This is a genomic window from Fictibacillus sp. NRS-1165 (assembly GCF_050468105.1).
Lineage (GTDB): Bacteria > Bacillota > Bacilli > Bacillales > Fictibacillaceae > Fictibacillus_C > Fictibacillus_C terrinigri.
The window spans coordinates 27,482-53,258 of sequence record NZ_JBDPNU010000043.1 but is presented as its reverse complement, the minus strand read 5'-3'; the positions used below and the strand labels follow the sequence as shown (position 1 = coordinate 53,258).

The window sequence follows — 25,777 nt, the reverse complement described above, 5'->3', positions numbered from 1 at the left end:
CATCTCTCTCATTGAGAATGCGGGTTTTGTATTTGGGAAGCCGCTCAGCTTCGTTTGCCATCTGCTAGATTAAGCGCCTTTTTCGTGTTGGCAAAATGAATTTTCGCGATATCGTTAAGGTAATCCGGGCCGTATTTGCGGATTATTTCAGCCGCTTTTACATCCACCTTGCTGCCGGCGCCTTTAGGAATCTCAATACCTGTTTTTGCACTGATTTTATCCATCTCTTTAATAAATGCATAACGTGCGAGAATGGATGAGGCGGCTACGGACAAATGAAGAGATTCACCTTTAGTGGCGAAGAACACGTTGTTTTTTACGATGTTTCTTTCTCTTGAGAGATAATTAAAATAGACACCCGGCTCACAGAACTGATCCACTAAAATACCGTCTACGTGAAGGTCCTTTGTTTTTTCCAGCATGTTATGAAGGGCTTTGTTGTGCAGAAGAGCTTTCATTTTCCCTTGGCTCATTCGGTTTGCCTGAAGTTCGTTGTACTTTCGGTTGCTGAGGACGAGCAGACTGTACGGGATGGTATGCAGAAGATCCTTTGCGATGGCTGCGATCTGCTTGTCGTTCAGAAACTTTGAATCCTTTACTCCCAATTCTTTTGCCAGCTCGAGCTGTGACGCTGGAACATACGAAGCTACCACTGTAATCGGACCGAAATAATCACCCGTTCCCACTTCATCGCTTCCGATCAAGGATAGAGTACCCACGTTTTCAGGAGGGGCAAATGCATGGGAAGGTTTTGATTTACCAGGCTTCGGATCGGATGCTGCCGGTGCGGAGCCCCATTTTTGAGCTTCCATTTCGGCCGTCTTACCTTGAAACAGGACCTTGCCTGATTTATAGGCTGTAACCGTACAGCCTGCGGGTTTTGCCGTAAAAACACTTCCCGGGGGAGAAGAAGGCTGTATAAAAGCTTGGTAGGCTTCTTTCAGTTTATTGATTTCTTGGGTTGTCATTTTTAGTACCGTATTTGCCATCATCATGTTCCTTTTCATTGGATTTTTTTTTAGTAGGATTTGGATATAATGAAAGCTGGTTTTAGAACAAATATTTTCATAACTGTTCGCTTTCTGTTAAGATAATGATTAGAGTTCTTAGCTTATTTGCAGGTGAACTTATGATTGGAGGTAATTTTGTGGCGGAAGACAAAATGAAAGCAAGGACCATCGTGGAAATCTTTGGTCAAAAGTATACAGTAATAGGCACTGAGGCTTCCAGCCACATTCGTTCGGTTGCTGCAATGGTTGATGAAAAGATGCGGGACATCCAGCAGTATAATGCTGTATTGGATACGAAACAGCTTGCCGTACTCACAGCAGTAAATCTGATGAACGAATACTTAAAGACTAAAGAAGAGCTGGAAAAATTGCAACAGCAGATTAGGAAAGAGGATAAATAAATGTTAGATCTCATTTTAATTGTTTTACTCATTGCCGGATTTTTTATCGGACTGAAGCGCGGCCTTGTCATGCAGGTTATTCATCTCGTCGGCTTTATCGCAGCGTATGTGGTGGCTTATCTATACTTTGATGACCTTGCGCCTCATTTGAAGTTATGGATTCCATATCCTTCCATCGGCAATGATAGCCCGATGTCAACGATTCTTAGCAGCATTTCCTTAGAAGATGTGTATTACCGCGCCATTGCCTTTGCTCTCTTGTTCTTTGGGACAAAGATCATTCTGCAGATCGTAGGTAACATGCTGAACTTCATTGCGGATCTGCCGCTGCTCCGCACGGTTAACCGCTGGCTTGGAGGGATTTTAGGATTTGTCGAAGTTTACTTGATTTTGTTCTTGTTGCTTTACGTCGCTTCGTTAATCCCGTCCGGTTCGATCCACTCCGCTTACCAGGATTCCTTTATCGGACAGGGAATGGTGGAAAATACGCCAGTTTTCTCAGAAACGATCAAAGATTTGTGGTCCAAAAATATAGCGTAAAACTTCTCTTTAACAGAGAAGTTTTTTTACCGTGCATCGTTTATCAAGTCTTGTGAAAGAGGGTGTTCATTTGAATAAGAAGCAGGTAGTCCATGTCCTTGAAATGATCGCCGTTTATTTAGAGATCAAAGGGGAGAACTCTTTTAAAACTTCGGCCTACAGGAGGGCAGCCCAGGCGTTGGAATCCGATGATAGGAACATGCAGCAAATCGGGGATCCTTCCCAGTTAAAAGGAATCGGAAAAGGTACTGCGGCAGTCATTGCTGAACTGCTCGAAACAGGGAAGTCTTCGCTGCTTGAGGAATTGCAGGCCGAGGTTCCGTCTGGACTTTTAGTGATGCTTGACATTTCTGGGCTCGGCGGAAAAAAGATTGCCAAGCTCTATCAAGAACTGGGGATTACCGATATTGAAAGTCTGAAAAAGGCGTGTGAACAGGAAAAGGTCAGAGGACTCGCAGGATTTGGGAACAAGACAGAAGAGAAAATACTGGCCGCAATTGAGGAACTCGGAAAACGCCCCGAGCGGCTTCCCATCGCATTTATGCTTCCTGTTGCGGAAAAAATTGAAGAGCAGCTGAAGAACGTGGAAGGGATTGAGAAATTTTCGCTGGCTGGGAGTCTTCGCCGTTTTCGCGAGACGATTAAAGATCTGGATTTCATTCTCGCGGTTACCGATGCGGCTGCAGTAAAAGAACAGCTCGTCCAGCTCGAAGGCGTTTCTGATATCATCGCAAAAGGCGACACTAAAGTTTCTCTCCAATTTCAATACGAGTATCCGGTATCCGTGGATTTCAGACTCGTTTCCAAAGATCAGTATGCCTCCGCACTGCATCATTTCACTGGTTCGATGGAGCATAACGTGAAGATGAGGCAGCTGGCGAAAGAGCGTAACGAAAAAATCAGTGAATACGGTGTTGAAAATACAGAGACCGGCGAGGTCATGACATTTCCATCGGAAAAAGAATTCTATGCCCATTTCGGACTTCAGTGGATACCGCCGGAAGTCCGTGAGGGCGGAGATGAACTTGAGTTGTTTCGCGAGCCTCAGCGGCTGATCAAACCTGATGATATCAGGGGAGACCTTCATATGCACTCCACATGGAGCGATGGAGCGAACACGATCGAAGAAATGGCCGAAGCCGCAAGGGAAAAAGGGTACGAATTCATCGCGGTCACTGACCATTCCCAGTACTTGAGGGTAGCGAATGGACTGACTCCGGAGCGGCTGAGGCAGCAGCGAAAAGAGATTGACAGGCTGAACGAGAAGTACGATGATTTTAAAATTTTAGCCGGCGTGGAGATGGACATTCTGCCGGATGGTACACTGGATTTTGATGATGAACTCCTGGCTGAAATGGATCTTGTCATCGCTTCGATCCATTCTTCTTTTTCACAGAGCAGAGAGACGATCATGAAAAGGATGAAGACCGCGCTCAAAAGCCATCATGTGGATATTATTGCACATCCGACAGGGAGGGTGATCGGACGCCGTCCCGGTTATGATGTGGATTTGGATATGCTGATTGAAGTGGCGGCTGAAACGAATACCGCACTTGAACTGAACGCCCATCCAAGCCGGCTCGATCTGGCACCCGAATGGCTCAAGAAAGCACAGGATAAAGGTGTGAAAATTACGATCAATACAGATGCCCATTACCGGGAAACGCTGGGGCATATGGACATCGGTGTTTCTGTCGCCCGTAAAGGCTATATCCGGCCGGAAAATGTGTTGAACACCATGCCGATTCAAGAGTTGAAATCGTTTTTACAACGAAATGATAAACAAGAATAGAACGTCTCCTGGGAGGAGGAACTAATTTTGCAGGAACGAGTACTTCGTGTCTTAGAATATACAAAAATCATCGAACAGCTAAAAAAACATGCAAGCTCAAGCTTAGGTAAGCAGAAGGTTGAACAGCTGAAGCCCTCCGTTGAATATGAGGAGATCCGCCATTGGCAGGACAGCACTGATGAAGGAGTTAAGGTTCTCCGTTTAAAAGGACAGGCTCCGCTCGGCGGAATACGGGATATTCGAGCCAGTTTGAAGCGGTCACAGATCGGCGGCCTGCTCAATACGGATGAGCTTCTTGATGTAGCGACGACAGTGTATGGCGGTCGGCGGTTTAAGCGGTTTACAGAGGGAATGGTTGAGGATGGCATTGAATTGCCGATCCTTGAAGGCCTGGTGGAACAGATTGAGCCGCTCATTGATTTGGAGCAGGAAATCAAAGCATGCATTGACGACAACGGACATGTTATGGACAGTGCCAGTCCGGCCTTGCGAACAATTAGGGGCCAGCTCCGCACGTTTGAAGCGAGAGTGCGTGAGAAGTTGGAAAGCATGGTCCGTTCCTCAAGCTATCAAAAGATGCTATCCGATGCGATCATCACGATTCGAAATGATCGCTTCGTGCTGCCCGTTAAACAAGAATACCGAGGCAGCTTTGGCGGAATGGTACATGATCAGTCCGCATCGGGAGCCACGCTTTTTATTGAACCCCAGGCTGTAGTTGCGATAAATAACCAGTTGAAAGACGCAAAAGCCAAAGAGGCAAGAGAGATTGAAAAGATTCTCAAAGAACTTTCCATTTTAGTCGGGGAATCTGCTGAGCCTCTCGCTCACAATGTGGCGATTCTGTCGGAAATCGATTTTACTTTTGCCAAAGCGCAGTATAGCCGTGAGCTAAAAGCGACGAAACCGATCATGAACGATCGGGAATACATCTCCCTGCGCAAGGCAAGGCACCCTCTCATCGATCAGGATGCTGTCGTTCCGATCGATGTTGAGCTGGGCGGAACGTTTCAATCACTGATCATTACCGGACCCAATACAGGCGGGAAGACGGTTACGTTAAAAACGATCGGTCTGCTGTCGCTGATGGCTCAATCAGGCTTGCAGGTTCCTGCAGAAGAAGAGTCTGAGATGACCGTGTTCGAAGCAATTTATGCCGATATCGGCGATGAGCAATCTATTGAACAGTCATTAAGTACGTTTTCTTCTCATATGGTCAACATTGTTGATATCCTTAAAACCGTCAACTTTAAAAGCCTTGTGCTGTTTGATGAATTGGGTGCGGGGACAGATCCCCAGGAAGGTGCGGCGCTTGCGATCTCCATCTTGGATTATGTTTTTGAACGGGGAGCAAAAGTGATTGCCACCACACATTACAGCGAGTTAAAAGCGTACGCGTATAACCGGGAAGGGGTCATTAATGCGAGCGTAGAATTTAACGTGGAGACGCTGAGGCCGACCTACAAGCTGCTGATCGGTGTGCCGGGACGAAGCAACGCGTTTGAAATTTCCAGACGTCTAGGTTTGGAGCCTTCTATTATTGATGAGGCAAAATCGCAGATCAGTGATGAAGATAACAAAATTGATAACATGATCCGTTCGCTTGAAGATAACCAGAAACATGCCGAAGAAGAACGGGAGAATGCCATAAGGATCAGGAAGGAAGCAGAACAGTTAAAAGAGGATCTCGAAACAGAGCTGCAGCATCTTGACCGGGATCGTGACCGTTTGCTTGAAGAAGCCGAACGGAAGGCGGAAGAAGCCGTGGCGAATGCGCGAAGGACCGCTGAAGAAGTGATTAAAGAACTTCGGGAATATCAGAAAGAAGCGGGCAATGTGAAGGAACACCGATTGATCGATGCCCGTAAGAAGCTGGAGGAAGCCACTCCTTCACTTCGCTCGAAAAAGAAAAAAGCTGCTTCCACCAAACCAAAGTCTGCCTCGTTTAAACCAGGCGATGAGGTGAGAGTGCTGAGCTTTGGACAAAAAGGCCATATCATCAATAAAGTCAGCAACAGTGAATACCAGGTACAGATCGGTATTTTAAAAATGAACGTGTCACTGAGCGACCTGGAATTAATCAAGCAGACGAAGGAGAAAAAAACAGAGCCGAGAACGTTTGTAAAAGTACAGGGCAGTGATGACTCTGTTCGTCCTGAACTCGATCTTCGCGGAAAACGGTATGAGGATGCGATGCATGAAGTGGATAAGTATTTGGATGAAGCGATGCTAGCGGGATATCCTCAAGTTTCCATCATTCATGGGAAGGGCACAGGTGCCCTTCGTTCGGGTGTCCAGCAGCTGCTTAAATCACACCCTAATGTGAAATCGACACGAATGGGAGCGGCAAACGAAGGCGGAAGCGGAATAACCGTAGCGGTATTAAAATAATCGGAGGTCAGAGATGGACGTATCCCACAATCCGTTTATCCAAACGGCGGCAAATTACAGTGTAGTCGTACTTTTCCTCGTTATTTTTTTGGCAGTATTTGAAGTCGTCACCAGGTATCAGAACTGGGTGGAGATTAAAAAAGGAAATCTGGCCGTAGCGATGGCAACCGGCGGAAAGATATTCGGCATCGCGAATATTTTCCGCTATTCCATCGGGCAGAACGATTCCCTTCCTCAGATGATGGCATGGGGCCTATTCGGCTTTGTTCTGCTGCTGGCCGGATATTTTATCTTTGAATTTTTAACCCCGCGATTCAATATTGATGAAGAGATTGAAAACGATAACCGTGCCGTGGGTCTGATCTCCATGGTCATCTCCATCGGTTTGTCGTTTGTGATCGGTTCAGGGATTGATTAGGAGTGAAGCGTTGGTGGATACGTTATGGAAGGTTTTATTCATTTGCAGCGGAATTTTTATTCTCTTCGGCATCGTTTATTTAATTTTTTTAACATAAAGGAAATGAAATTGGATTTCCGCAGCTTTTAAGCAAAAAACCAGCCTCCCGGCTGGTTTTTTGTTTCAAGAAAATTCGGGTCCGCCATTGTAAACTGAAGTAGAGCTGATTTTGGCGTTCGAGCCGTGAGCGAAAAAGCTGAGGCAGGCAACGCCCGCCGAAGTTCTATTCAGTATTCGATCTCATCAAAATCAGCTGGCTGTGCAGTCAGCTGGTTGGTGTCTTTCATTCCGATTTCGCTTGCGATTTCTTGCTGTGATTTGATTTTGCCATGAGGGTGCTGGGTTTCTTTGCCCGCTTTCCAAGCTCCATCCCTTCTAGATTTTGAATGAGTCATGAATGTTAGCCTCCTTTGTTTTATTGTTTAGTATGCTGCGGAAAAAACAGGCTCATCCCCGCAAAAAAGTGCCAAAAGCACTATAAACTTTTTTAATTTTTAAAAAAATATGTTAAATTGTATACGTTTTCATTATAATGAAGATGAGAGAGTATTTTTTAGAAAGGCGTGAATCAAGGAGGAGGTAAAAGTGGAAAGAAGATGGCTTAACCATTATCCACCAGAAATCCCCAGTGAGGTTGACTATGAGGAACAACCCTTATTCACGTATTTAGAAGAAGCAGCCACTATAAACCCAGAAAAGACTGCTCTTCATTTTCTAGGTAAAGAAATGTCGTATCAACAGCTTTACGAGAGTGCTGTGAGATTTTCCAACGGGCTGTCTTCCCTCGGTATCGGCAAAGGCGACCGGGTAGCGATTATGCTTCCAAACTGTCCGCAGGCAGTTATTGCCTATTACGGCATCCTTCTCACGGGGGGAATCGTGGTTCAGACCAATCCCCTGTATACGGAACGAGAACTGAGCCACCAGCTCGAGGACAGCGGGGCATCTGCAATCGTCTGCCTTGATCAGCTCTTTTCAAGGGTTGCAGCTGTAAAAGAAATGACACAGCTCGAGCATATAATCGTGACGGGAATTAAGGATTATTTGCCCTTTCCCAAGAATTTGCTCTATCCGTTTGTACAGAAAAAACAAAAACCTTTTACGGTCGTTGATGTACAGTATGGCGGATGTGTTCATTCGTTTAAAGAGTTAGTCAGCAATAGTGAAAATCGGCGGATTCCAGTAGACATTCACCCAAAAGGAGATGTGGCGCTGCTCCAATACACAGGAGGGACGACTGGACCGGCAAAAGGTGTCATGCTGACTCATTCCAATTTGGTGGTGAATTCAAAACAATGCAGCATCTGGATTTATAAACACCGCGTGGGAGAAGAAGTGGTACTCGCTGCTTTGCCTTTTTTCCATGTGTATGGAATGACGGTGGTGATGAATCAGGCCATCATGACACGGGCCAAACTGATCATTCTGCCGCGTTTTGATCCGAAGCAAGTACTGCAGACCATTCATAAGCAGCGGCCTACCTTGTTTCCGGGTGCGCCGACCATGTATATTGCTCTGCTGAATCATCCGGATTTAATGAAGTACGACCTTTCCTCCATTCAGGCTTGCATCAGCGGGTCTGCACCGCTGCCAAAAGAAGTTCAGCAAAAATTTCAAGCGGTCATTTCCGGAAGTCTGGTTGAGGGCTACGGCCTGACAGAAGCATCACCTGTTACTCACTCCAATCTGATCTATGGAAACCAGGTCAAAGGCAGTATCGGTCTGCCATGGCCAAATACGGAAGCTGCCATTTATTCAACGGAGCGCGGAGAGTTTGCGGAAGTTGGAGAAGTCGGCGAGTTATTGGTGCGAGGGCCTCAGGTGATGAAAGGCTACTGGAATCAGCCGGAGGAAACAGCTGCTGTTTTTAAAGATGGATGGCTTATGACCGGTGATATGGGATATATGGATAAGAACGGCTATTTTTATATCGTCGACAGGAAAAAAGATATGATCATCGCGGGAGGATATAATATATATCCACGCGAAATTGAAGAAGTCCTCTATGAGCATGAAGCGGTAAAGGAAGCCGTTGTCGTCGGAATTCCGGATCCCTATCGCGGCGAAACCGTTAAGGCGTTTATCGTGTTGAAAGAGAATGCCATTTGCACAGAGGAAACGCTCAATAAATATTGCCGAGAAAATTTGGCTGCGTTTAAGGTTCCGCGTGTATATGAATTCAGAAGCGAGCTTCCAAAAACGATGGTCGGAAAAATTCTAAGAAGAGTTTTATTGGAGGAAGAAAGAGCGAAAGAGCGGGAAACACAGGAGATATAGGGACCTTTATTAAAAAGGTCCTTGTTTTTTTATACAAACAAAGGAATAATAGAATTGACAGAAAAAAACGATTTGTTTTACAATTAAAATATGAATGAACAATCATTCAGTTTACAGCAGCTCGTTTGAAGTGAGGAGATTATCGTGAAGCGTAAAGGCCCAAAGTACGACAAAATTATTGATGCCGCAGTTAATGTTATTGCAGTCCATGGGTATCATCAGTCCCAAGTGTCAAAAATTGCAAAGCAGGCATCTGTAGCAGATGGGACGATCTATCTCTATTTTAAAAATAAAGAAGATCTGCTTGTTTCTGTTTTTAATGAAAAAATGGGAACCTTTATCGAAAGAACGGGGAGCGAGCTGAAAAGCAAAAAGTCGGCGACCGAAAAACTTTTAACTCTGATCGAGATGCACTTTCGTCTCTTGGATGCAGACCACCAGCTATCCATCGTCACACAGCTGGAGCTTCGGCAGACCAACCGGGCATTAAGGGCAAAGATCGGGGAAGTGCTGAAACGATATCTATCCCTGATCGACCTTATCCTGAAAGAAGGGATGGAGGAAAATGCATTTGACAGGAACATGGATACCCGGCTGGCCAGACAGATGATTTTTGGCACGATTGATGAAACAGCAACGAACTGGGTCATGAATGATCATCGTTATGATTTGCCGTCACTTGCCCAGCCTGTACACCGAATGCTTGTTAATGGTTTAAGCAACACTGCAGGGGCTCTCCCCGCGCAAGAATAGATTATCCTGAGGAGTGTGAGAGAGTGGGATTTTTACAGGTTCAAAAAGAGAATAAGATAGCTACTATTCAACTGAATCGCCATCCGGCGAATGCTTTGTCCACCCAGCTGATCCGCGAATTGTCGGAGGTCTTCGAAGAATTGGAGAATGACAGTGAAGCAAAGGTCATCCTCATCAAAGGTGAAGGCCGTTTCTTTTCAGCGGGTGCAGATATTAAAGAGTTTACTACGATTGATAATGAAGCTGAGTTTGCTGATTTGGGAGCGTTCGGGCAGCAGCTGTTTGACCGGATGGAAAACTATCCAAAGCTGATTATCGCAGCGATTCATGGTGCCGCACTCGGCGGGGGGCTTGAACTGGCAATGGCCTGCCATATCCGCCTCGTATCCAGCGAGGCAAAGCTGGGGCTCCCGGAGCTGCAGCTGGGGCTGATCCCTGGTTTTGCAGGAACACAGCGTCTCCCTAGATTTGTTGGAACTGCCAAAGCAGCCGAGATGCTCGTCACCTCCGAACCGATTTCAGGTGAAGAAGCGGTGAGGTGGGGCTTGGCAACCGCCGCTTATTCTGATGCGGAACTTTTTGAAAAGGCTTACAGGCTGGCTTCAAAAGCCGCTGCGAAAAGTTCCTTGTCCATCCGGTACACACTCGAGCTTCTGCAGTATGCGGCCCGTGGCCAGTACAGCGAAGGAGCAAAGAAAGAATCCGAGTATTTCGGAAAAGTCTTCGTATCTGAAGATGGACAAGAAGGAGTTCAAGCGTTTGTTGAAAAAAGGCAGCCGAATTTTAAAAACTAATAAATAGTTGGAGGGATTAGCATGAATCTTTATGTAATCTTAAAACGTACGTTTGATACCGAAGAAAAGATCAGCATTTCTAACGGACAGATTTCTCATGACAGTGCTGAGTATATCATCAATCCGTATGATGAATATGCGATAGAAGAAGCGATCACTCTTCGTGACGCTCATGGCGGTGAAGTGACCGTTGTAACCGTGGGAACCGAAGAGTCAGAAAAGGAACTTCGTACCGCATTGGCTATGGGAGCAGACAAAGCGGTTTTAATTGATAACGAGGATCTTGAGAGCTCCGACCAATATACGACATCTGCTGTTCTCGCTGAGTTCTTCAAGGATAAGGATTATGACTTGATCCTTGGGGGGAACGTTGCGATCGATAACGGAACTGGACAAGTCGGGCCGCGATTGGCCGAACTATTGGGAATCCCGCAAGTGACAACCATCACGAAGATTGAAATCAATGGAGCAGATGTAGCGATTGAACGTGATGTGGAGGGAGACGTTGAGAAAATTGAAACGAAGCTTCCATTGCTAGTCACAGCTCAGCAAGGTTTGAACGAACCACGTTATCCATCGTTGCCGGGGATCATGAAGGCAAAGAAAAAGCCGCTGGAAACACTTGAAATCGATGATCTTGATATCGATGAAGAAGATGTTGAAGCAAAAACAAAGACCTTGGAAGTTTTCTTGCCTCCTAAAAAGGAAGCAGGGAAAATTTTAAGCGGAGAATTGAACGATCAAGTGAAGGAACTGGTTTCATTATTACGCTCAGAAGCAAAAGTGATATAAGGGGGAATGCTACATGTCTAAAAAAGTTCTTGTACTTGCGGAAGTCCGTGACGGTGAATTAAGAAATGTATCCTATGAGGCGATTGGTGCCGCTAAGGAAATTTCCTCTGGCGGTGAAGTGGTCGCCGTGCTTTGCGGCGAAGGTTTAAATGAAGCGGGACAGTCTTTAGTCCATTATGGAGCAGACCGGGTCATTGTTGCTGAGCACAGCCTGCTAACTACGTATTCTACGGACGGATACGTTCAGGCATTGCTTCAAGTCATCGATCAGGAAAAGCCAGAAGGATTGGTGTTGGGCCATACTGCGCTTGGAAAAGATCTATCACCAAGACTTGCTGCCCGTCTCCAATCCGGGTTGATTTCAGATGTAACCTCTCTTGAACAAGCGGGAGACAACGTTGTTTTTACCCGGCCGATCTACTCCGGTAAAGCGTTCGAGAAAAAAGTCATTACAGACGGTCTTGTGTTTGTGACGATCCGACCGAATAACATTGCTCCGCTTGAAAAAAATGAAAGCCGTTCTGGAGAGGTTTCCTCTCTGGCGGTCGATGTTAAGGATCTGCGCACCATTGTGAAGGATGTTGTCCGCAAAGCTTCTACAGGTGTGGATTTATCGGAAGCGAAAATCATCGTTGCCGGAGGACGAGGAGTTAAATCTGAAGATGGATTCAAACCGCTACAAGAGTTGGCCGACGTGCTCGGCGCTGCTGTCGGTGCATCCCGCGGAGCGTGTGATGCCGATTATTGTGATTACTCCCTTCAAATCGGACAAACAGGAAAAGTTGTAACACCTGATCTTTACATTGCCTGCGGAATTTCCGGTGCCATCCAGCATTTAGCCGGTATGTCCAATTCCAAAGTCATTGTTGCGATCAACAAAGATCCTGAAGCCAGCATCTTTTCTGTTGCGGACTATGGCATCGTAGGGGATTTATTCGAAGTCGTACCACTGCTTACGGAAGAATTCAAAAATGTTTTAGTAAAATCATAAAAAAGATGGAGCGGGGCTGGCTGACAAAGCTGGCCTCTTTTTATACAATAAGTCCATGAATTACGTCAAATAAAGAAATGAGTGGACAATGTGACAATAATTGCTTTCGTAAGACATGGCGTTACCGATTGGAACGCTGAGAGAAGAATTCAGGGGATTATCGATGTTCCATTGAATAATCAGGGACGTGCACAGGCTCAAGCTCTTGCTTCAAGGTTTGAGAAAGAACATTGGGATCTACTTTTTACAAGCCAGCTCACTCGTGCGCGTGAAACAGGCTCCATCATCGGGCAGGCACTTGGGATTCCTGTGCATACTGACAAGCGCATCCGGGAGGTCAACTTTGGCAGGCTGGAGGGCACAAATGAGCAGGACCGTATAAAACGGTGGGGTACTGACTGGAGTAAACTGGAACATGGAAAAGAGAAGATAGAACAAGTATTGAAAAGAGGCAATGAATTTCTTGAAGACCTTGTAGAACAGCATCAAGGCCGGAAGATCATTGTGGTCAGCCATGGCACTTTCATTAGAGCCATGCTAAAAGGCCTGTTGGCAAGTGATGAGTATGATGGATCACTCGTTAACACTTCAGTGAGCATGCTGCATCATAAAGAGCAGAAATGGGCCTGTTCACTCTTTAACTGTGATGCCCACTTGAAGCAGTCATCCCATTAAAACTATGGTTTGATTCAAGGACAAGTTGGGAACGATAAACCTGAGCAAACAAATAGCTGTTAGTCAGTTTTGATGATATACTCTTTTTACACGATGAACTAAGGAGGCAATTTTAAAATGGCAATCGTAAATGCAACTGATCAAACGTTCAGTCAAGAAACAAGCGAAGGACTAGTGCTTGCTGATTTTTGGGCACCATGGTGCGGACCTTGTAAAATGATCGCGCCAGTTCTAGAAGAACTAGCCAGTGAAAATCAAGATTTAAAAGTAGTGAAACTAGATGTTGATGAAAACCAAGAAGTAGCAGGTAAATACGGAGTAATGAGTATTCCTACCCTTATCGTTTTCAAAGACGGGGAAGTTGTTGACCAAGTTGTAGGCTTCCAGCCAAAAGAAGCGCTTGGCGAGCTCTTAAACAAACATAAATAATTGTGTCTATAACCAAGGCTGGCAGCTGATGCCGGTCTTTTTTTATTGCTTTGTATTTCAACTGCAAAAATTAGGATATCATGCTATGATGTTACATAGAAAAAGGAGGGGAGAGACAACGTGGATACCTTAAGAGAGAAGCTGGCTGTGCTTCCGGATCAGCCTGGCTGTTACTTGATGAAAGACCAATTCGGAAAAGTCATTTATGTAGGAAAAGCAAAAGTGTTAAAGAACCGTGTTAGATCCTACTTTACTGGTTCACACGACGGGAAAACACAGCGTTTGGTCGCGAATATTACTGATTTTGAATACATCATAACCTCCTCAGAGCTAGAAGCTCTCCTTCTTGAAATGAATTTGATTAAAAAGTATGATCCTAAATTTAATGTCATGCTTAAAGATGATAAAACGTACCCGTACTTAAAAATTACAGCCGAAGAGCAGCCCCGCCTCCTGTATACGAGAAAGATCAGAAAGGACAAGGGGAAATATTTCGGCCCGTTTGTTAATGCATTCGCAGCGCAAGAGACGAAAAAGCTGCTGGATCGGCTGTATCCGCTCCGCAAGTGCGATCATATGCCCAACAAAGTCTGCCTTTATTATCATATCGGCCAGTGTCTAGGCCCGTGTGTTTATGATATTACAGAAGAACAGAACAGGAAGATGGTAGAGGAAATCGTTAAATTCCTGAACGGAGGCTTCCCTGAGGTGAAGGAGGAGCTTACTGAGAAAATGCTTGCTGCATCAGAAGCCTTGAATTTTGAGCGGGCGAAGGAACTTAGGGATCAGATACAGCATATTGATGCGGTGATGCAGAAGCAGAAAATGATGACATCAGACATGGTAGACAAAGATGTCTTTGGTTTTTATTACGATAAAGGCTGGATGTGTGTTCAGGTTTTCTTTATCCGCCAAGGCAAACTGATCGAACGTGATGTTTCTCTTTTTCCTTTTTATGGAGAGGCTATTGAAGATTTCTTATCGTTTATTGGACAGTTTTATCTTCAAAAAAATCACATTCTGCCTCGGGAGCTATTGCTGCCTCCTGAGGCGGACGGCCAATTGATCAAAGAACTCCTCGGCATAAAAGTGATTCAGCCGAAGAGGGGACAAAAGAAAGAGTTTGTTGAACTGGCTACAAAGAATGCTCAGCTCGCGCTGAATGAAAAATTTGCTCTTATTGAGCGTGATGAGGAGCGTACGATAAAAGCGGTTGAAAATCTGGGGCTGCAATTAAATATTCCTGCTCCTTACCGTATCGAAGCTTTTGATAACTCCAATATTCATGGAACGAATCCAGTATCTGCCATGATCGTCTTTGAAGACGGGAAACCGAACAAAAAAGAATATCGGAAGTATAAGATTAAAACAGTAACCGGTCCTGATGACTACGCCTCGATGAAAGAGGTGGTTCGCAGGCGCTATTCCCGAATCTTAAAAGAGAACGGACAGCTGCCAGATCTCATCATTATCGATGGGGGAAAAGGACAGATCGCAGCTGCTCAGGATGTTCTGGAGAATGAGCTGAACCTTGCGATACCAGTCGGCGGACTGGCTAAGGACGAAAAGCATCGGACGTCACAGCTTTTGATGGGGGACCCTCCTGAAATCATTCCGCTGCAAAGGAACAGCCAAGAATTTTATCTGCTGCAGCGCATACAGGATGAAGTCCATCGATTCGCGATTTCATTTCATCGCCAGGTCAGGGCAAAAGGCATGTTTCAATCTAGTCTTGATAACATTCCTGGAGTCGGAGAAAAAAGGAAAAAATTGCTGCTGAAGAAGTTCGGTTCCATTAAAAAAATGAGAGAGGCCAGCCTGGAGGATTTTCAGGCAGCAGGCATCCCTTTGAATGTTGCGGAGGAAATTATTCAGGCTCTTCAAAAGGAACCTTCATAAAGGTATTGATTTTTCAGAAATCCTTTGCTAAACTTAAAAACAAATTTTAATAGAGCGCCATACTTCAGTTTTGAAGTGATGGTAGAGGAGCAAAAACCAATAGTATGCTATCTGAAGAGAAGGAGCTCTTATGATGGTAGCGGAAAGGGGATTTTTGCCGAAGCTTTAAGAAGCTCCTGTTTCTTACGGCTGGACCTGCATTGAATAAATGCAGAGCTGTCACACATTCTTGCCCGGAGGGTGTGTGGAGGACTATCTCACAAGAGGGGAAAACAAGCTGGCTTACTGTTGCTTATACCAAGCAGCAATAAGGTCTTTTCCTTATTGCTGCTTTTTTATTTTTATTTATCAGTTTGTTGCGTAGTGGAAGCCAAATCAGGCTGGCCATATCTGGGTGCCTTTTAGATCGAGGCAATAAATTATATTCAATGATGAGAGAGGATGGACATCGTGGCTTTAATCATTCAAAAATTTGGTGGAACGAGTGTAGGCACACCGGATAAAATAAGAAATGCGGCTAAGCGGATCATTCATGCGGTAAACGAGGGGAATCAAGTAGCAGCCGTTGTCTCGGCGATGGGGAAAACAACCGATGAACTTGTACGCCTGGCAGGTGAAATAACCGCAAGGCCTTCCAAGCGAGAAATGGACATGCTTCTGACAACGGGAGAGCAGGTCACCGTTTCATTACTGGCGATGGCTCTGCAGGAAGCCGGATATGAAGCGGAGTCTTTGACAGGCTGGCAGGCAGGCATTGAAACAGAGAATGTTCACGGAAATGCACGCATCTTAAACATCGACACGAAGAGAATTCAAGAAATGCTTGCAGATGGAAAAATTGCGGTTGTTGCCGGTTTTCAAGGAGTAACTGGTTCAAAAAATATTGCAACACTTGGGCGTGGAGGTTCAGATACAACGGCAGTTGCCCTTGCAGCTGCCCTTCGTGCCGATAAGTGCGAGATTTATACCGATGTAACGGGCGTATTTACAACAGACCCTCGGGTGGTAAAACATGCGAGAAAACTGCCTGCCATCTCCTATGATGAGATGCTTGAGATGGCCAATCTTGGTGCAGGGGTGCTTCACCCAAGAGCGGTTGAATTCGCAAAAAATTATGGGGTAAGGCTGGAAGTCCGTTCGAGTACAGAGGAAGAAAATGGGACACTCGTGGAGGAGGAAGCATCAATGGAAAATAATTTAGTAGTAAGAGGCCTGGCTTTTGAAGGGAACGTAACAAAAATTACAATTGAAGATCTTCCGAATGGTTTAAACACGCTGTCATCGGTTTTCTCCTTACTTGCAGAGAACGGTGTGAATGTGGATATTATCATTCAAAGTGTAAACCCGCAGGAGAGAACAAATATTTCGTTTTCAATTGAAACGGCCATTTTGGATGAAACGATCGAGCTGCTTGAAAGGAATAAGAGTTCGCTTCAGTTCGGTTCGATCGTGCATGAAGACGGACTAGCGAAAGTATCTATCGTAGGTTCCGGGATGATCTCTAATCCAGGAGTAGCTGCACAAATGTTTAAAGCTTTATCCGATCATCAGATTATGATAAAAATGGTCAGCACGTCAGAAATCAAAGTTTCAACAGTTGTGGACCAGCAGGATATGATTAAAGCGATTGAAACACTGCACGACGTCTTTGAATTGGACGCACGGCAGCCAGTTCAGCAATTATAATAAGAAAATCCGGGCTTAAAGTGCCCGGATTTTTTTATTTTCAACTGCACGATCAAATCTGTACCGTCTCGTTTAAGAAATCGATTTCAAATCCGAGATCCTCAAGGATTTGGTGGTCTGCCGTTGTTTCCTGTCCTCCGGTCGTCAGATAGTCGCCGACAAAAATAGAGTTGGCCGCATAAAGGCCAAGTGGCTGCAGGCTTCGGAGATTCACTTCTCTGCCGCCTGATATTCTGATCTCCTTTGTTGGATTAATAAACCGGAATAATGCGAGCACCTTTAGACAATAACGAGGGTTCAGCTCATCCAGATGCTCCAATGGAGTGCCAGGAATGGCATGCAAAAAATTGACCGGGATAGAGTCTGCATCAATCTCTTTCAAGGCTTTTGCCATCTTAATGATGTCACCGTGGCTTTCGCCCATTCCGACGATGACCCCGGAACAGGGTGAGATGCCTGCCTCTTTTACCTTTTCAAGAGTGGAGACTCGGTCTTCATATGTATGCGAGCTCGTGATTTGGCTGTGGTGGTCAGCGGAAGTGTTGATATTATGATTATACCGTTCGACCCCAGCCTCTTTTAGAGATTGTGCCTGCTTGTCATTTAGGATGCCAAGACATGCACATATTTTCATGTTATAGCTGGATTTGATCTCCTTTACCGCTTCTATGACCGTGTTTAAGTCACGGTTGAGCGGCCCTCTTCCGCTTGCCACAATGCAATAAGTTCTGACGTTTTGTTTGTATGCCTTTGCTGCACCGGCAACGATCGTGTTTTTATCCATCATCGCGTATTTTTCGATAGGGGCAGTAGAAACGGAAGACTGTGAACAATAGCCGCAGTCCTCGGGGCAAAGTCCTGACTTTGTGTTAATGATCTTGTTCAGCTTGACCTTTTTGCCAAAGTAATGCTTCCTGATTGTAAAAGCACCGTGCAGTAAACTTAGCAGCTCATCATCGTCAGAATCCAATATCGACATTGCCTCCTTTTCGGATAGCTCTTTCCCGTCGATCACTTCGTTTGCAAGTTCCATCCATTTCATAGGGTTTACCTCCTTAATGTTAACTTGAATTTTATATAAGTTAACATTAATTCAGCCATTTTATATTGTCAACGCAAAAAAAAAACCGGCTTCTGCCGGTTTTTCGCGTTTCGGATTCCAGTTCTTCCGGGGGACGAAATCAGTTTTTGTCTTTATCCGCTCATTTTCGTTTTAGGCGCCTTCTTCGCCTGCGGTCTCATCTTTGCGGTCCCACTGGACGGTAAAATGGATTTTGTTCTTTCGTTTCACAGTTTCATAGGTTTCAGTGATACATTTTCTTTGATTTTGGACTTGCTCGGCGATAAATCCGGCTTCCAGGCCGAATGTAGGGTTATCCTGCAGGTCAAAGCGTTTGTCGATAAGATTGGAAGACAGTTCAAGAACCATCTCGTTCTTATTCATTTCAACGATGATCAGGTTGCCCCAGCCGGCTTCTGCAAAGAAATGAACCATTTCTTCTGTAGACCCTAATGGGAATTTCCTTGCCAGTTTTCTTCCTGCCCAATAAAGGATATTCCTCTCCTCTTTTCCAAGCAGATCCGGAAGAAGAATGTTTTTCAGCAGTTCATAAGCGAATGCAGGCACTCCTGCAGCAGGCTTGTTTTCCTTTTCGGCTGTTGCTTCTTCATTGTGTTGGATGTCCTCATGTTGTTCCATTTAGATCTCCCCGCTTTCTACTTGTTTCATTATAGCTTGAATAAAACAATAACTCTATAAAAAGTCACACATTTGTCGAAATTTAAGTGAGGGTATGCATCGGAAAAAGTTAGTAAAATCAACAGGTTTTCCAACTTTTTATGTTACCGTTTTCTTGACGGTGTCAAACGATGGGAGTAAAATGAAACATGTTATTAGGTTAACGCTTTAATAGGTCATCTTTTTTAGTAATGGCGCTGAGGAAACGCTTAAAACGGGATGGAGAGAAACCACTGGTTTCAGCAAAAAGACAGAGGTAATTGAGAAAGGGGCAAATTGTATGGCAGGCAGTCGAAATTTTAACACCAGAAGGCTACACTCATTACTTGGTGTAATCCCGGTTGGATTATTCCTTATTGAGCATCTAGTAGTCAACTATTTTGCAACAAAAGGGGCAGCATCGTTTGATAATGCGGCAGATTTTATGGGTAACCTACCATTCCGTTATTTATTGGAAGCATTTGTGATTTTTATTCCTCTCTATTTCCATGCGATTTACGGACTTTATATTACTTTTACGGCTAAAAACAACGCAAGCCGTTATGGATATTTCCGTAACTGGATGTTCCTTTTGCAGCGTGTAACAGGAGTCATAACTCTTATTTATGTTTCCTGGCATGTTTGGGAAACCCGTATTGCAGCAGCATTTGGCGCAGAAGTAAACTATCAGATGATGGCAGACATCTTAAGCTCGCCATTTATGGTGGCGTTTTATTTGATTGGGGTTCTATCAGCAGTGTTTCACTTTTCAAATGGCCTATGGTCTTTTTTTGTCAGCTGGGGTCTCACGGTTTCGCCTCGATCACAGAGAGTATCAACCTACGTGACGATGGGCGTTTTTGTCGCGCTTGCTATCGTTAGCGTACGTACTATTTTTGCATTCATTTAAGAAGGGGTGAACCATCTTGAGTAAAGGGAATATTATTATCGTCGGTGGAGGCCTTGCTGGTCTAATGGCCACCATTAAAGCAGCGGAAGCCGGCATGAACGTTGACTTGTTTTCATTAGTTCCGGTTAAGCGCTCTCACTCTGTTTGTGCACAGGGAGGAATCAACGGAGCTGTTAATACAAAAGGGGAGGGAGATTCCCCATATGTTCACTTTGATGACACCATCTATGGTGGAGACTTCCTTGCCAACCAGACGCCAGTAAAGGCGATGTGTGAAGCGGCACCTGGCATCATCCATCTTATGGACCGCATGGGAGTTATGTTTAACCGTACTCCAGAAGGACTTCTTGACTTCCGCCGTTTCGGAGGCACACAGCATCACCGTACGGCATTTGCCGGTGCAACCACAGGACAGCAGCTTTTGTATGCATTGGATGAGCAAGTAAGGCGCCATGAGGTGGCAGGTCTTGTTACAAAGTACGAAAACTGGGAATTCCTATCAGCGATCGTGGATGATGAAGGCGTTTGCCGAGGAATCACAGCACAAAACTTGAAATCTATGGAAATCCACAGCTTTGCAGCGGATGCTGTAATTATGGCTACTGGAGGACCTGGAATCATTTTCGGTAAATCTACGAACTCTGTCATTAATACAGGTGCAGCAGCAGCATCTCTTTATCAACAAGGCGTTCACTATGCAAACGGCGAGTTCATTCAAATCCATCCAACAGCCATTCCTGGAGATGACAAACTTCGTTTGATGAGTGAATCCGCGCGTGGAGAAGGTGGCCGTGTTTGGACTTATAAAGACGGTAAACCTTGGTACTTCCTTGAAGAGAAATATCCTGCGTACGGTAACCTTGTACCACGTGATATCGCAACACGTGAAATCTTCCATGTGTGTGTTGATGAAAAGCTTGGAATCAACGGTGAGAACATGGTCTATCTTGACCTTTCACATAAAGACCCTAAAGAGCTCGATATCAAGCTGGGCGGAATTATAGAAATCTATGAAAAATTCATGGGTGACGATCCTCGTAAAGTTCCGATGAAAATCTTCCCTGCTGTCCACTATTCAATGGGCGGCATGTGGGTTGACTTCAACCAGATGACAAACATTCCTGGCTTGTTCGCAGCAGGTGAGTGTGAGTATCAATATCACGGAGCGAACCGTCTTGGAGCGAACTCCCTTCTTTCTGCGATCTTTGGCGGAATGCAAGCGGGTCCTGCAGCTGCAGCTTATGTAAGCGGCCTTGAAAAGTCTTCTGATGATGTTTCATCGACTGTTTACGAACAGCAGGTTCGCAAGGAACAAGAAAAATATGATGATATCCTGAGCATGGACGGCAGCGAAAATGCTTACGTTCTTCATAAAGAGCTCGGTGAGTGGATGACGGATAATGTAACGGTTGTTCGTTATAACGATAAGTTAAAACAAACAGATGACAAGATCGTTGAACTTATGGAGCGTTACAAAAAGATTAACATCAACGATACGTCCAAATGGAGCAACCAGGGAGCTTCCTTCACTCGTCAGCTATGGCATATGCTTCAGCTCGGACGAGTTATCACAATCGGTGCCCTTAACCGTGATGAGAGCCGGGGTGCACATTACAAACCAGACTTCCCGGATCGTAACGATGATGAGTGGCTAAAAACGACAAAAGCTACATTCAATCCGGCGACAAATGGTCCTGACTTCTCTTATGAAGAAGTTGATATTCAATTTATTAAGCCGCGTAAGCGTGACTATTCCAAAAAGAAAGCTGAGGCGAAATAAGGATGAGCGCAAAAACCATTAAGTTTATCATCACAAGGCAAGACAGTCCTGAAACCGCCCCATACCAGGAAGAATTCGAGCTTTCATATCGTCCGAACATGAACGTGATTTCCGCACTTATGGAGATTCGCCGTAATCCTGTGAATGCTAAAGGTGAAGCGACAACTCCTATTACTTGGGAAATGAACTGCCTTGAGGAAGTATGCGGAGCCTGTTCGATGGTGATCAACGGAAAACCCCGCCAATCGTGTACAGCTCTTGTCGATAAGCTGGAACAGCCGATCCGTCTTGAGCCGATGAAAACCTTCCCGGTCGTCCGTGACCTGGCAGTTGACAGAAGCCGTATGTTCGATGCTTTGAAACGGGTAAAAGCATGGATTCCAATTGACGGAACTTATGATTTGGGTCCGGGGCCTCGTATGCCTGAGACTAAACGTCAATGGGCATATGAACTTTCTAAATGTATGACATGCGGTGTATGTCTTGAAGCATGTCCGAATGTTAATAGCAAATCTGATTTTATCGGCCCAGCGCCGTTATCTCAGGTTCGTCTCTTCAATGCGCATCCAACTGGAGCGATGAACAAGGAAGAGCGGCTTAATGCAATCATGACGGACGGCGGACTTGCGTCTTGCGGCAACTCGCAAAACTGCGTCCAGTCTTGTCCGAAAGGAATTCCTTTGACAACGTCAATTGCTGCTTTGAACAGAGATACAACCTTCCAAGCTTTCAAGAACTTTTTCGGAAGCGACAGAGTTTAATCAACAACGAGGCCTCTTCACCCAAGAAGAGGCCTATTTTTATGACTAAGGGAAAAATGGACAAGTTTGCATGTCATCCATCCAGGCAATTAGATATAAATGGGCTTCATTTTCTGAAAGAACGGGACAAAAAACCAATACTTTTTCAATGAACCAAGTCACTCCTAAAAACTTCTTAACATAGTATATGTTGACTAAATACTTCCAATTTACAAATTGTGCATTGGCAGTTCTTTAAACCCTAGCAAGGAGGGGTGAAATCATTGAAAGAGAAACACTACCGACCGAAGCCTCTACTTACAAAACGAGAAAGAGAAGTTTTTGAACTACTGGTCCAAGACAAAACGACTAAAGAAATCGCAGAGCAGCTTTTTATCAGCGAGAAAACCGTTCGCAACCATATTTCCAACACGATGCAAAAGCTTGGGGTAAAAGGGCGCTCTCAAGCCGTCGTCGAATTACTGAGGCTTGGAGAACTAGAAATTTAGTCAGGAAACGGCTTTCCATGAAAGCCGTTTTCTTTTTTACACCTCGGTGAAAAGTTCAATTTTCCTGAATTTACAGCAGTTTTCTTAATTGATTAACCATCTGTTTTGGGCTATGATGTAAGCATTGCGAAATTTAGGCTTTTTCTTGAAAGGATTGAAAAAGGATGAATGGTCCCTTTCATATAAAAAAAATACTCAATAACAATGCGGTTGTTGCTACGAACGCCTCCAGCCAGGAACTGATCATCATCGGAAAGGGAATTGGATTCGGCAAAGCGCTTGGCGATTTCATAACGAATCATGCCATTGATAAACTCTATATTTTAACGAATGAGAAAGAGCAGGAGCAGTATAAGACGCTGGTGCATTCTCTTGAAGAGTCCTTTATCGAGCTGCTCAATGATGTGATCACACACATTGAAGAACGGATGCAAACCACACTCAATGAACATATTCATGTCGCGCTTACCGACCATGTTGCTTTTGCTGTAAAGCGTCTGGAGCAGGGAATGGATATTCGAAACCCATTTCTGTCCGAGACCCAGACTCTATATCCAAAGGAATACACGGTCGCTGAAGAAGTGATCGAGGAAATCAATCAGTCACTCGGAATTCATCTCCCAGAAGGTGAGATCGGCTTTGTAGCGCTTCATATCCATAGTGCGGTTACGAATAAGAGTCTGAGTGATATCAATGAACATTCGCGCCTCATCAATAGGCTGGCTGACATCATTGAAGAGTCTCTTTCCATTAAACTGAACCGGAAGAGCATCAATTATCTCAGGCTTGTCAGGCATCTCCGCCATACCATTGAACGGGTGGAGATGGGGGAGCAGGTGGACAAGCAAGAAAAATTAGCAAAGGTGTTGAAAGAAGAATATCCTTTGTGCTACAATCTTGCTTGGAAGTTAATTAAGGTAATGCAAAATACTTTAAATAAACCAATCCCAGAAGCGGAAGCTGTGTATCTAACGATGCATTTGCAAAGGCTTACTTAATTTTATAAGATGTGCTTTTGCTTTACGTGTTACTGATTCGATCAGGCATGAGTGAAGAAAAAAGTGTAGTAAGGGCTTAATTCGGATATTCTATATCTGATTAGCTTTTGTATGCGCTTTTTTACACTCATGCCTTTTTTGGTTTATTCTGCTTCCAGCATAAAGAAAAACGATTATAAGGAGGAAAATTCCCATGTGGAAACAAATTTTTGGAGTACTGCAGAGGGTAGGTAAAGCATTAATGCTTCCTGTAGCCATCTTGCCTGCAGCCGGCTTGCTGCTTGCGTTTGGTAACGCGTTCAAAAACCCTGCATTGCTCGATAAATTACCTGCTCTAAAAGCAGGATGGTTCCAGCTTGTAGCAAGCGTTATGGAAAATTCGGGTAATATTGTGTTCTCCAACCTGTCCTTGCTTTTCGCGGTCGGTGTTGCCGTCGGACTTGCTGGCGGAGAAGGAGTAGCCGGACTAGCAGCCATTATCGGATATTTAATTATGAACGTAACGATGGGTACGTTAAAAGGCATTACGCCTAACATGATCAAAGACAACCCGGAGTTTGCAAATGTGTTAGGGATTCCTACCCTGCAGACCGGGGTGTTTGGCGGTATCATCATCGGTATACTTGCCTCCTATCTTTATAAACGGTTTTATAAGATTGAACTTCCCTCATACTTAGGATTCTTTGCTGGAAAACGATTTGTACCGATCATTACAGCAGTTTCATCATTGGTACTTGGGATTATCATGATCGGTATTTGGCCGTATGCCCAAGCTGGTTTAAATGCATTCTCACATTTCATGCTTGACTCTAACCGAACATTGGCTGCGTTTGTTTTCGGTGTAATCGAACGCTCGTTGATTCCTTTCGGGCTTCATCACATCTTCTACTCGCCGTTCTGGTTCGAGTTCGGCCAATATACGGACAAAGCAGGAGATATCGTCCGTGGGGACCAAAAGATCTTCTTTGCACAGATCAAGGATGGAGTGCCGTTAACTGCTGGTACTTTCATGACAGGTAAATTCCCGTTCATGATGTTTGGGCTTCCTGCAGCCGCACTTGCTATGTATCACGAAGCACGTCCTGAGCACAAGAAAGTTGTAGCCGGAATCATGGGTTCTGCTGCATTAACTTCTTTCTTGACAGGGATCACGGAACCGATTGAGTTTACATTCTTATTTGTTGCACCCGTTCTATTCGGAATTCATGCCATCTTTGCCGGGTTGTCATTTATGACAATGCAGCTGTTAAATGTTAAAATCGGTATGACATTCTCAGGTGGAATCATTGACTATCTTCTTTTTGGAGTTCTGCCAAACCGTACAGCCTGGTGGCTGGTTATTCCAGTTGGTTTAGTTTTGGCAGTCATCTATTACTTCGGTTTCCGATTCGTCATCCGAAAATGGGATCTTAAGACCCCAGGACGGGAAGTGGTGGATGATGAAGTTGAAACAAACGTCAGCGCAAGCAACGAAGGTTCTTTAGCAGCCAACATCCTTGAAGGACTCGGCGGAAAAGAGAACATTAAAGACCTTGATGCGTGTATTACACGTTTGCGTGTTGCTGTAAACGATGCGAAAAATGTCGATAAAGATCGTCTGAAAAAACTTGGCGCATCAGGAGTGCTCGAAATGGGGAACAACATCCAAGCCATTTTTGGTACCCGTTCTGATACCATCAAGAGCGAAATCAAAGACATTATGGACGGTAAAGTAGTAGCAGCGAAAAAAGAACCGTTAACTGAAAAAACAGAAATGGAAGTTCCTGCACCTGCGATAGCTGAGCGTTTCGTTTCACCACTTGAAGGGAAAATCATCCCTATTACGGAAGTGCCCGACCAAGTCTTCTCAGGCAAGATGATGGGTGACGGCTTTGCTGTTGAACCTTCAAATGGAACGGTAGTATCGCCGGTAAACGGTAAAATCATCAATGTATTCCCGACGAAGCATGCGATTGGAATCGAATCCGATGGCGGCCGTGAAATTTTGATCCATTTTGGGATCGATACGGTCAAACTGAAAGGTGAAGGTTTCGAATCGTTTGTCAATGAGGGTGACATCATAGAACAAGGACAAGAATTAATGAAAGTTAATCTTGAATTTGTTAAAGAGAATACTCCATCAGTCATCACACCAATTGTGTTTACGAACCTTGCTGAAGGAGAAAGCATTCACCTTGAAAAAACAGGAACTGTGTCTAAAGGTGAAGAAGATATTATTACGATCAAATAAAAATTA

At 44.7% G+C, this 25,777-nt stretch carries 23 protein-coding genes, 1 pseudogene and 1 riboswitch; of the genes and pseudogenes, 20 read left to right on the top strand and 4 right to left on the bottom strand.

The features are described 5' to 3' along the window. Positions 1-44: 44 nt before the first annotated feature. Positions 45-989, bottom strand: coding sequence for a ribonuclease HIII (rnhC, locus tag ABHN01_RS18255; protein WP_429876698.1), 945 nt, complete (start codon positions 987-989; stop codon positions 45-47). Positions 990-1,129: 140 nt separating this feature from the next. Between rnhC and zapA the strand changes: the two genes are divergently transcribed. From zapA to ABHN01_RS18230, 5 genes are all read left to right on the top strand, one after another. Next, positions 1,130-1,411: a cell division protein ZapA gene (gene zapA, locus ABHN01_RS18250; RefSeq protein WP_290398763.1), complete on the top strand. Its 282-nt coding sequence runs from the start codon at positions 1,130-1,132 to the stop codon at positions 1,409-1,411. Next, the gene (locus ABHN01_RS18245; protein ID WP_429876697.1) at positions 1,412-1,951 is read left to right on the top strand and encodes a CvpA family protein; all 540 of its coding nucleotides are present in this window, start codon (positions 1,412-1,414) and stop codon (positions 1,949-1,951) included. Between the two features lie 70 nt (positions 1,952-2,021). After that, positions 2,022-3,743 (top strand): DNA polymerase/3'-5' exonuclease PolX, encoded by a 1,722-nt coding sequence (gene polX / locus ABHN01_RS18240; RefSeq protein WP_429876696.1) that lies wholly within the window; start codon positions 2,022-2,024, stop codon positions 3,741-3,743. 27 nt (positions 3,744-3,770) lie between these two features. Further along, the gene (locus ABHN01_RS18235; protein WP_429876695.1) at positions 3,771-6,134 is read left to right on the top strand and encodes an endonuclease MutS2; all 2,364 of its coding nucleotides are present in this window, start codon (positions 3,771-3,773) and stop codon (positions 6,132-6,134) included. A gap of 13 nt (positions 6,135-6,147) precedes the next feature. Continuing rightward, the gene (locus ABHN01_RS18230; protein ID WP_429876694.1) at positions 6,148-6,552 is read left to right on the top strand and encodes a DUF350 domain-containing protein; all 405 of its coding nucleotides are present in this window, start codon (positions 6,148-6,150) and stop codon (positions 6,550-6,552) included. 332 nt (positions 6,553-6,884) lie between these two features. Here the strand turns inward: ABHN01_RS18230 and ABHN01_RS18225 are convergent. Beyond that, positions 6,885-6,986, bottom strand: a pseudogene (locus ABHN01_RS18225) (DUF6254 family protein); the annotation flags it as partial. A gap of 190 nt (positions 6,987-7,176) precedes the next feature. Here ABHN01_RS18225 and ABHN01_RS18220 point away from each other — a divergent pair. From ABHN01_RS18220 to ABHN01_RS18180, 9 genes are all read left to right on the top strand, one after another. Continuing rightward, positions 7,177-8,868, top strand: a complete 1,692-nt coding sequence (locus tag ABHN01_RS18220; protein WP_429876693.1) for an AMP-binding protein — start codon at positions 7,177-7,179, stop codon at positions 8,866-8,868. Between the two features lie 144 nt (positions 8,869-9,012). After that, a complete protein-coding gene (locus ABHN01_RS18215) occupies positions 9,013-9,621 on the top strand; it encodes a TetR/AcrR family transcriptional regulator (RefSeq protein WP_429876692.1) in 609 nt (202 codons plus the stop codon). Between the two features lie 23 nt (positions 9,622-9,644). Next, on the top strand, positions 9,645-10,415 hold the full coding sequence (locus ABHN01_RS18210) for an enoyl-CoA hydratase (protein WP_429876691.1): 771 nt from the start codon (positions 9,645-9,647) through the stop codon (positions 10,413-10,415). A 21-nt stretch (positions 10,416-10,436) separates the two neighbouring features. Further along, entirely contained in the window at positions 10,437-11,207 is a 771-nt protein-coding gene (locus ABHN01_RS18205) for an electron transfer flavoprotein subunit beta/FixA family protein (protein WP_429876690.1), read from the top strand. A 13-nt stretch (positions 11,208-11,220) separates the two neighbouring features. Then, a complete protein-coding gene (locus ABHN01_RS18200) occupies positions 11,221-12,198 on the top strand; it encodes an electron transfer flavoprotein subunit alpha/FixB family protein (RefSeq protein WP_429876689.1) in 978 nt (325 codons plus the stop codon). A gap of 90 nt (positions 12,199-12,288) precedes the next feature. Beyond that, positions 12,289-12,873, top strand: coding sequence for a histidine phosphatase family protein (locus ABHN01_RS18195; protein ID WP_429876688.1), 585 nt, complete (start codon positions 12,289-12,291; stop codon positions 12,871-12,873). A 117-nt stretch (positions 12,874-12,990) separates the two neighbouring features. Continuing rightward, entirely contained in the window at positions 12,991-13,302 is a 312-nt protein-coding gene (gene trxA / locus ABHN01_RS18190; protein ID WP_290398774.1) for a thioredoxin, read from the top strand. 177 nt (positions 13,303-13,479) lie between these two features. Continuing rightward, positions 13,480-15,201 (top strand): excinuclease ABC subunit UvrC, encoded by a 1,722-nt coding sequence (uvrC, locus tag ABHN01_RS18185; RefSeq protein WP_425589557.1) that lies wholly within the window; start codon positions 13,480-13,482, stop codon positions 15,199-15,201. 74 nt (positions 15,202-15,275) lie between these two features. Continuing rightward, positions 15,276-15,464: riboswitch (Lysine riboswitch) on the top strand. A gap of 187 nt (positions 15,465-15,651) precedes the next feature. Continuing rightward, positions 15,652-16,887 carry an aspartate kinase gene (locus ABHN01_RS18180; RefSeq protein WP_429876687.1) on the top strand — a complete coding sequence of 412 codons (1,236 nt, stop codon included), beginning with the start codon at positions 15,652-15,654 and terminating at the stop codon, positions 16,885-16,887. Positions 16,888-16,939: 52 nt separating this feature from the next. Here ABHN01_RS18180 and bioB read toward each other — a convergent pair whose 3' ends face one another. Both bioB and ABHN01_RS18170 read right to left on the bottom strand, forming a co-directional pair. Continuing rightward, positions 16,940-17,929 (bottom strand): biotin synthase BioB, encoded by a 990-nt coding sequence (bioB, locus tag ABHN01_RS18175; protein WP_429876686.1) that lies wholly within the window; start codon positions 17,927-17,929, stop codon positions 16,940-16,942. A 171-nt stretch (positions 17,930-18,100) separates the two neighbouring features. After that, positions 18,101-18,586 carry a YslB family protein gene (locus tag ABHN01_RS18170; RefSeq protein ID WP_290398778.1) on the bottom strand — a complete coding sequence of 162 codons (486 nt, stop codon included), beginning with the start codon at positions 18,584-18,586 and terminating at the stop codon, positions 18,101-18,103. 319 nt (positions 18,587-18,905) lie between these two features. Between ABHN01_RS18170 and ABHN01_RS18165 the strand changes: the two genes are divergently transcribed. The 6 genes from ABHN01_RS18165 to ptsG all read left to right on the top strand — a co-directional run bounded on the left by ABHN01_RS18165 (position 18,906) and on the right by ptsG (position 25,771). Then, positions 18,906-19,514: a succinate dehydrogenase cytochrome b558 subunit gene (locus tag ABHN01_RS18165; RefSeq protein WP_290398779.1), complete on the top strand. Its 609-nt coding sequence runs from the start codon at positions 18,906-18,908 to the stop codon at positions 19,512-19,514. A 16-nt stretch (positions 19,515-19,530) separates the two neighbouring features. Continuing rightward, the gene (sdhA, locus tag ABHN01_RS18160; RefSeq protein ID WP_290398780.1) at positions 19,531-21,294 is read left to right on the top strand and encodes a succinate dehydrogenase flavoprotein subunit; all 1,764 of its coding nucleotides are present in this window, start codon (positions 19,531-19,533) and stop codon (positions 21,292-21,294) included. A gap of 2 nt (positions 21,295-21,296) precedes the next feature. Next, positions 21,297-22,055: a succinate dehydrogenase iron-sulfur subunit gene (sdhB, locus tag ABHN01_RS18155; protein WP_290398781.1), complete on the top strand. Its 759-nt coding sequence runs from the start codon at positions 21,297-21,299 to the stop codon at positions 22,053-22,055. Positions 22,056-22,318: 263 nt separating this feature from the next. After that, complete coding sequence (locus tag ABHN01_RS18150) at positions 22,319-22,543, top strand: helix-turn-helix domain-containing protein (RefSeq protein ID WP_007202417.1); 225 nt, start codon at positions 22,319-22,321, stop codon at positions 22,541-22,543. A gap of 164 nt (positions 22,544-22,707) precedes the next feature. Next, positions 22,708-23,541, top strand: coding sequence for a glucose PTS transporter transcription antiterminator GlcT (gene glcT / locus ABHN01_RS18145; protein ID WP_429876685.1), 834 nt, complete (start codon positions 22,708-22,710; stop codon positions 23,539-23,541). A 193-nt stretch (positions 23,542-23,734) separates the two neighbouring features. Next, on the top strand, positions 23,735-25,771 hold the full coding sequence (gene ptsG / locus ABHN01_RS18140; RefSeq protein ID WP_429876684.1) for a glucose-specific PTS transporter subunit IIBC: 2,037 nt from the start codon (positions 23,735-23,737) through the stop codon (positions 25,769-25,771). Positions 25,772-25,777 lie beyond the last annotated feature (6 nt).

Bases quoted from the DNA above. Each gene is read 5' to 3' on its own strand.
- rnhC (WP_429876698.1), bottom strand. From the start codon at position 989: ATGGCAAATACGGTACTAAAAATGACAACCCAAGAAATCAATAAACTG.
- zapA (WP_290398763.1), top strand. From the start codon at position 1,130: ATGATTGGAGGTAATTTTGTGGCGGAAGACAAAATGAAAGCAAGGACC.
- ABHN01_RS18245 (WP_429876697.1), top strand. From the start codon at position 1,412: ATGTTAGATCTCATTTTAATTGTTTTACTCATTGCCGGATTTTTTATC.
- ABHN01_RS18230 (WP_429876694.1), top strand. From the start codon at position 6,148: ATGGACGTATCCCACAATCCGTTTATCCAAACGGCGGCAAATTACAGT.
- ABHN01_RS18205 (WP_429876690.1), top strand. From the start codon at position 10,437: ATGAATCTTTATGTAATCTTAAAACGTACGTTTGATACCGAAGAAAAG.
- ABHN01_RS18200 (WP_429876689.1), top strand. From the start codon at position 11,221: ATGTCTAAAAAAGTTCTTGTACTTGCGGAAGTCCGTGACGGTGAATTA.
- trxA (WP_290398774.1), top strand. From the start codon at position 12,991: ATGGCAATCGTAAATGCAACTGATCAAACGTTCAGTCAAGAAACAAGC.
- uvrC (WP_425589557.1), top strand. From the start codon at position 13,480: ATGAAAGACCAATTCGGAAAAGTCATTTATGTAGGAAAAGCAAAAGTG.
- bioB (WP_429876686.1), bottom strand. From the start codon at position 17,929: ATGAAATGGATGGAACTTGCAAACGAAGTGATCGACGGGAAAGAGCTA.
- ABHN01_RS18170 (WP_290398778.1), bottom strand. From the start codon at position 18,586: ATGGAACAACATGAGGACATCCAACACAATGAAGAAGCAACAGCCGAA.
- ABHN01_RS18165 (WP_290398779.1), top strand. From the start codon at position 18,906: ATGGCAGGCAGTCGAAATTTTAACACCAGAAGGCTACACTCATTACTT.
- sdhB (WP_290398781.1), top strand. From the start codon at position 21,297: ATGAGCGCAAAAACCATTAAGTTTATCATCACAAGGCAAGACAGTCCT.
- glcT (WP_429876685.1), top strand. From the start codon at position 22,708: ATGAATGGTCCCTTTCATATAAAAAAAATACTCAATAACAATGCGGTT.
- ptsG (WP_429876684.1), top strand. From the start codon at position 23,735: ATGTGGAAACAAATTTTTGGAGTACTGCAGAGGGTAGGTAAAGCATTA.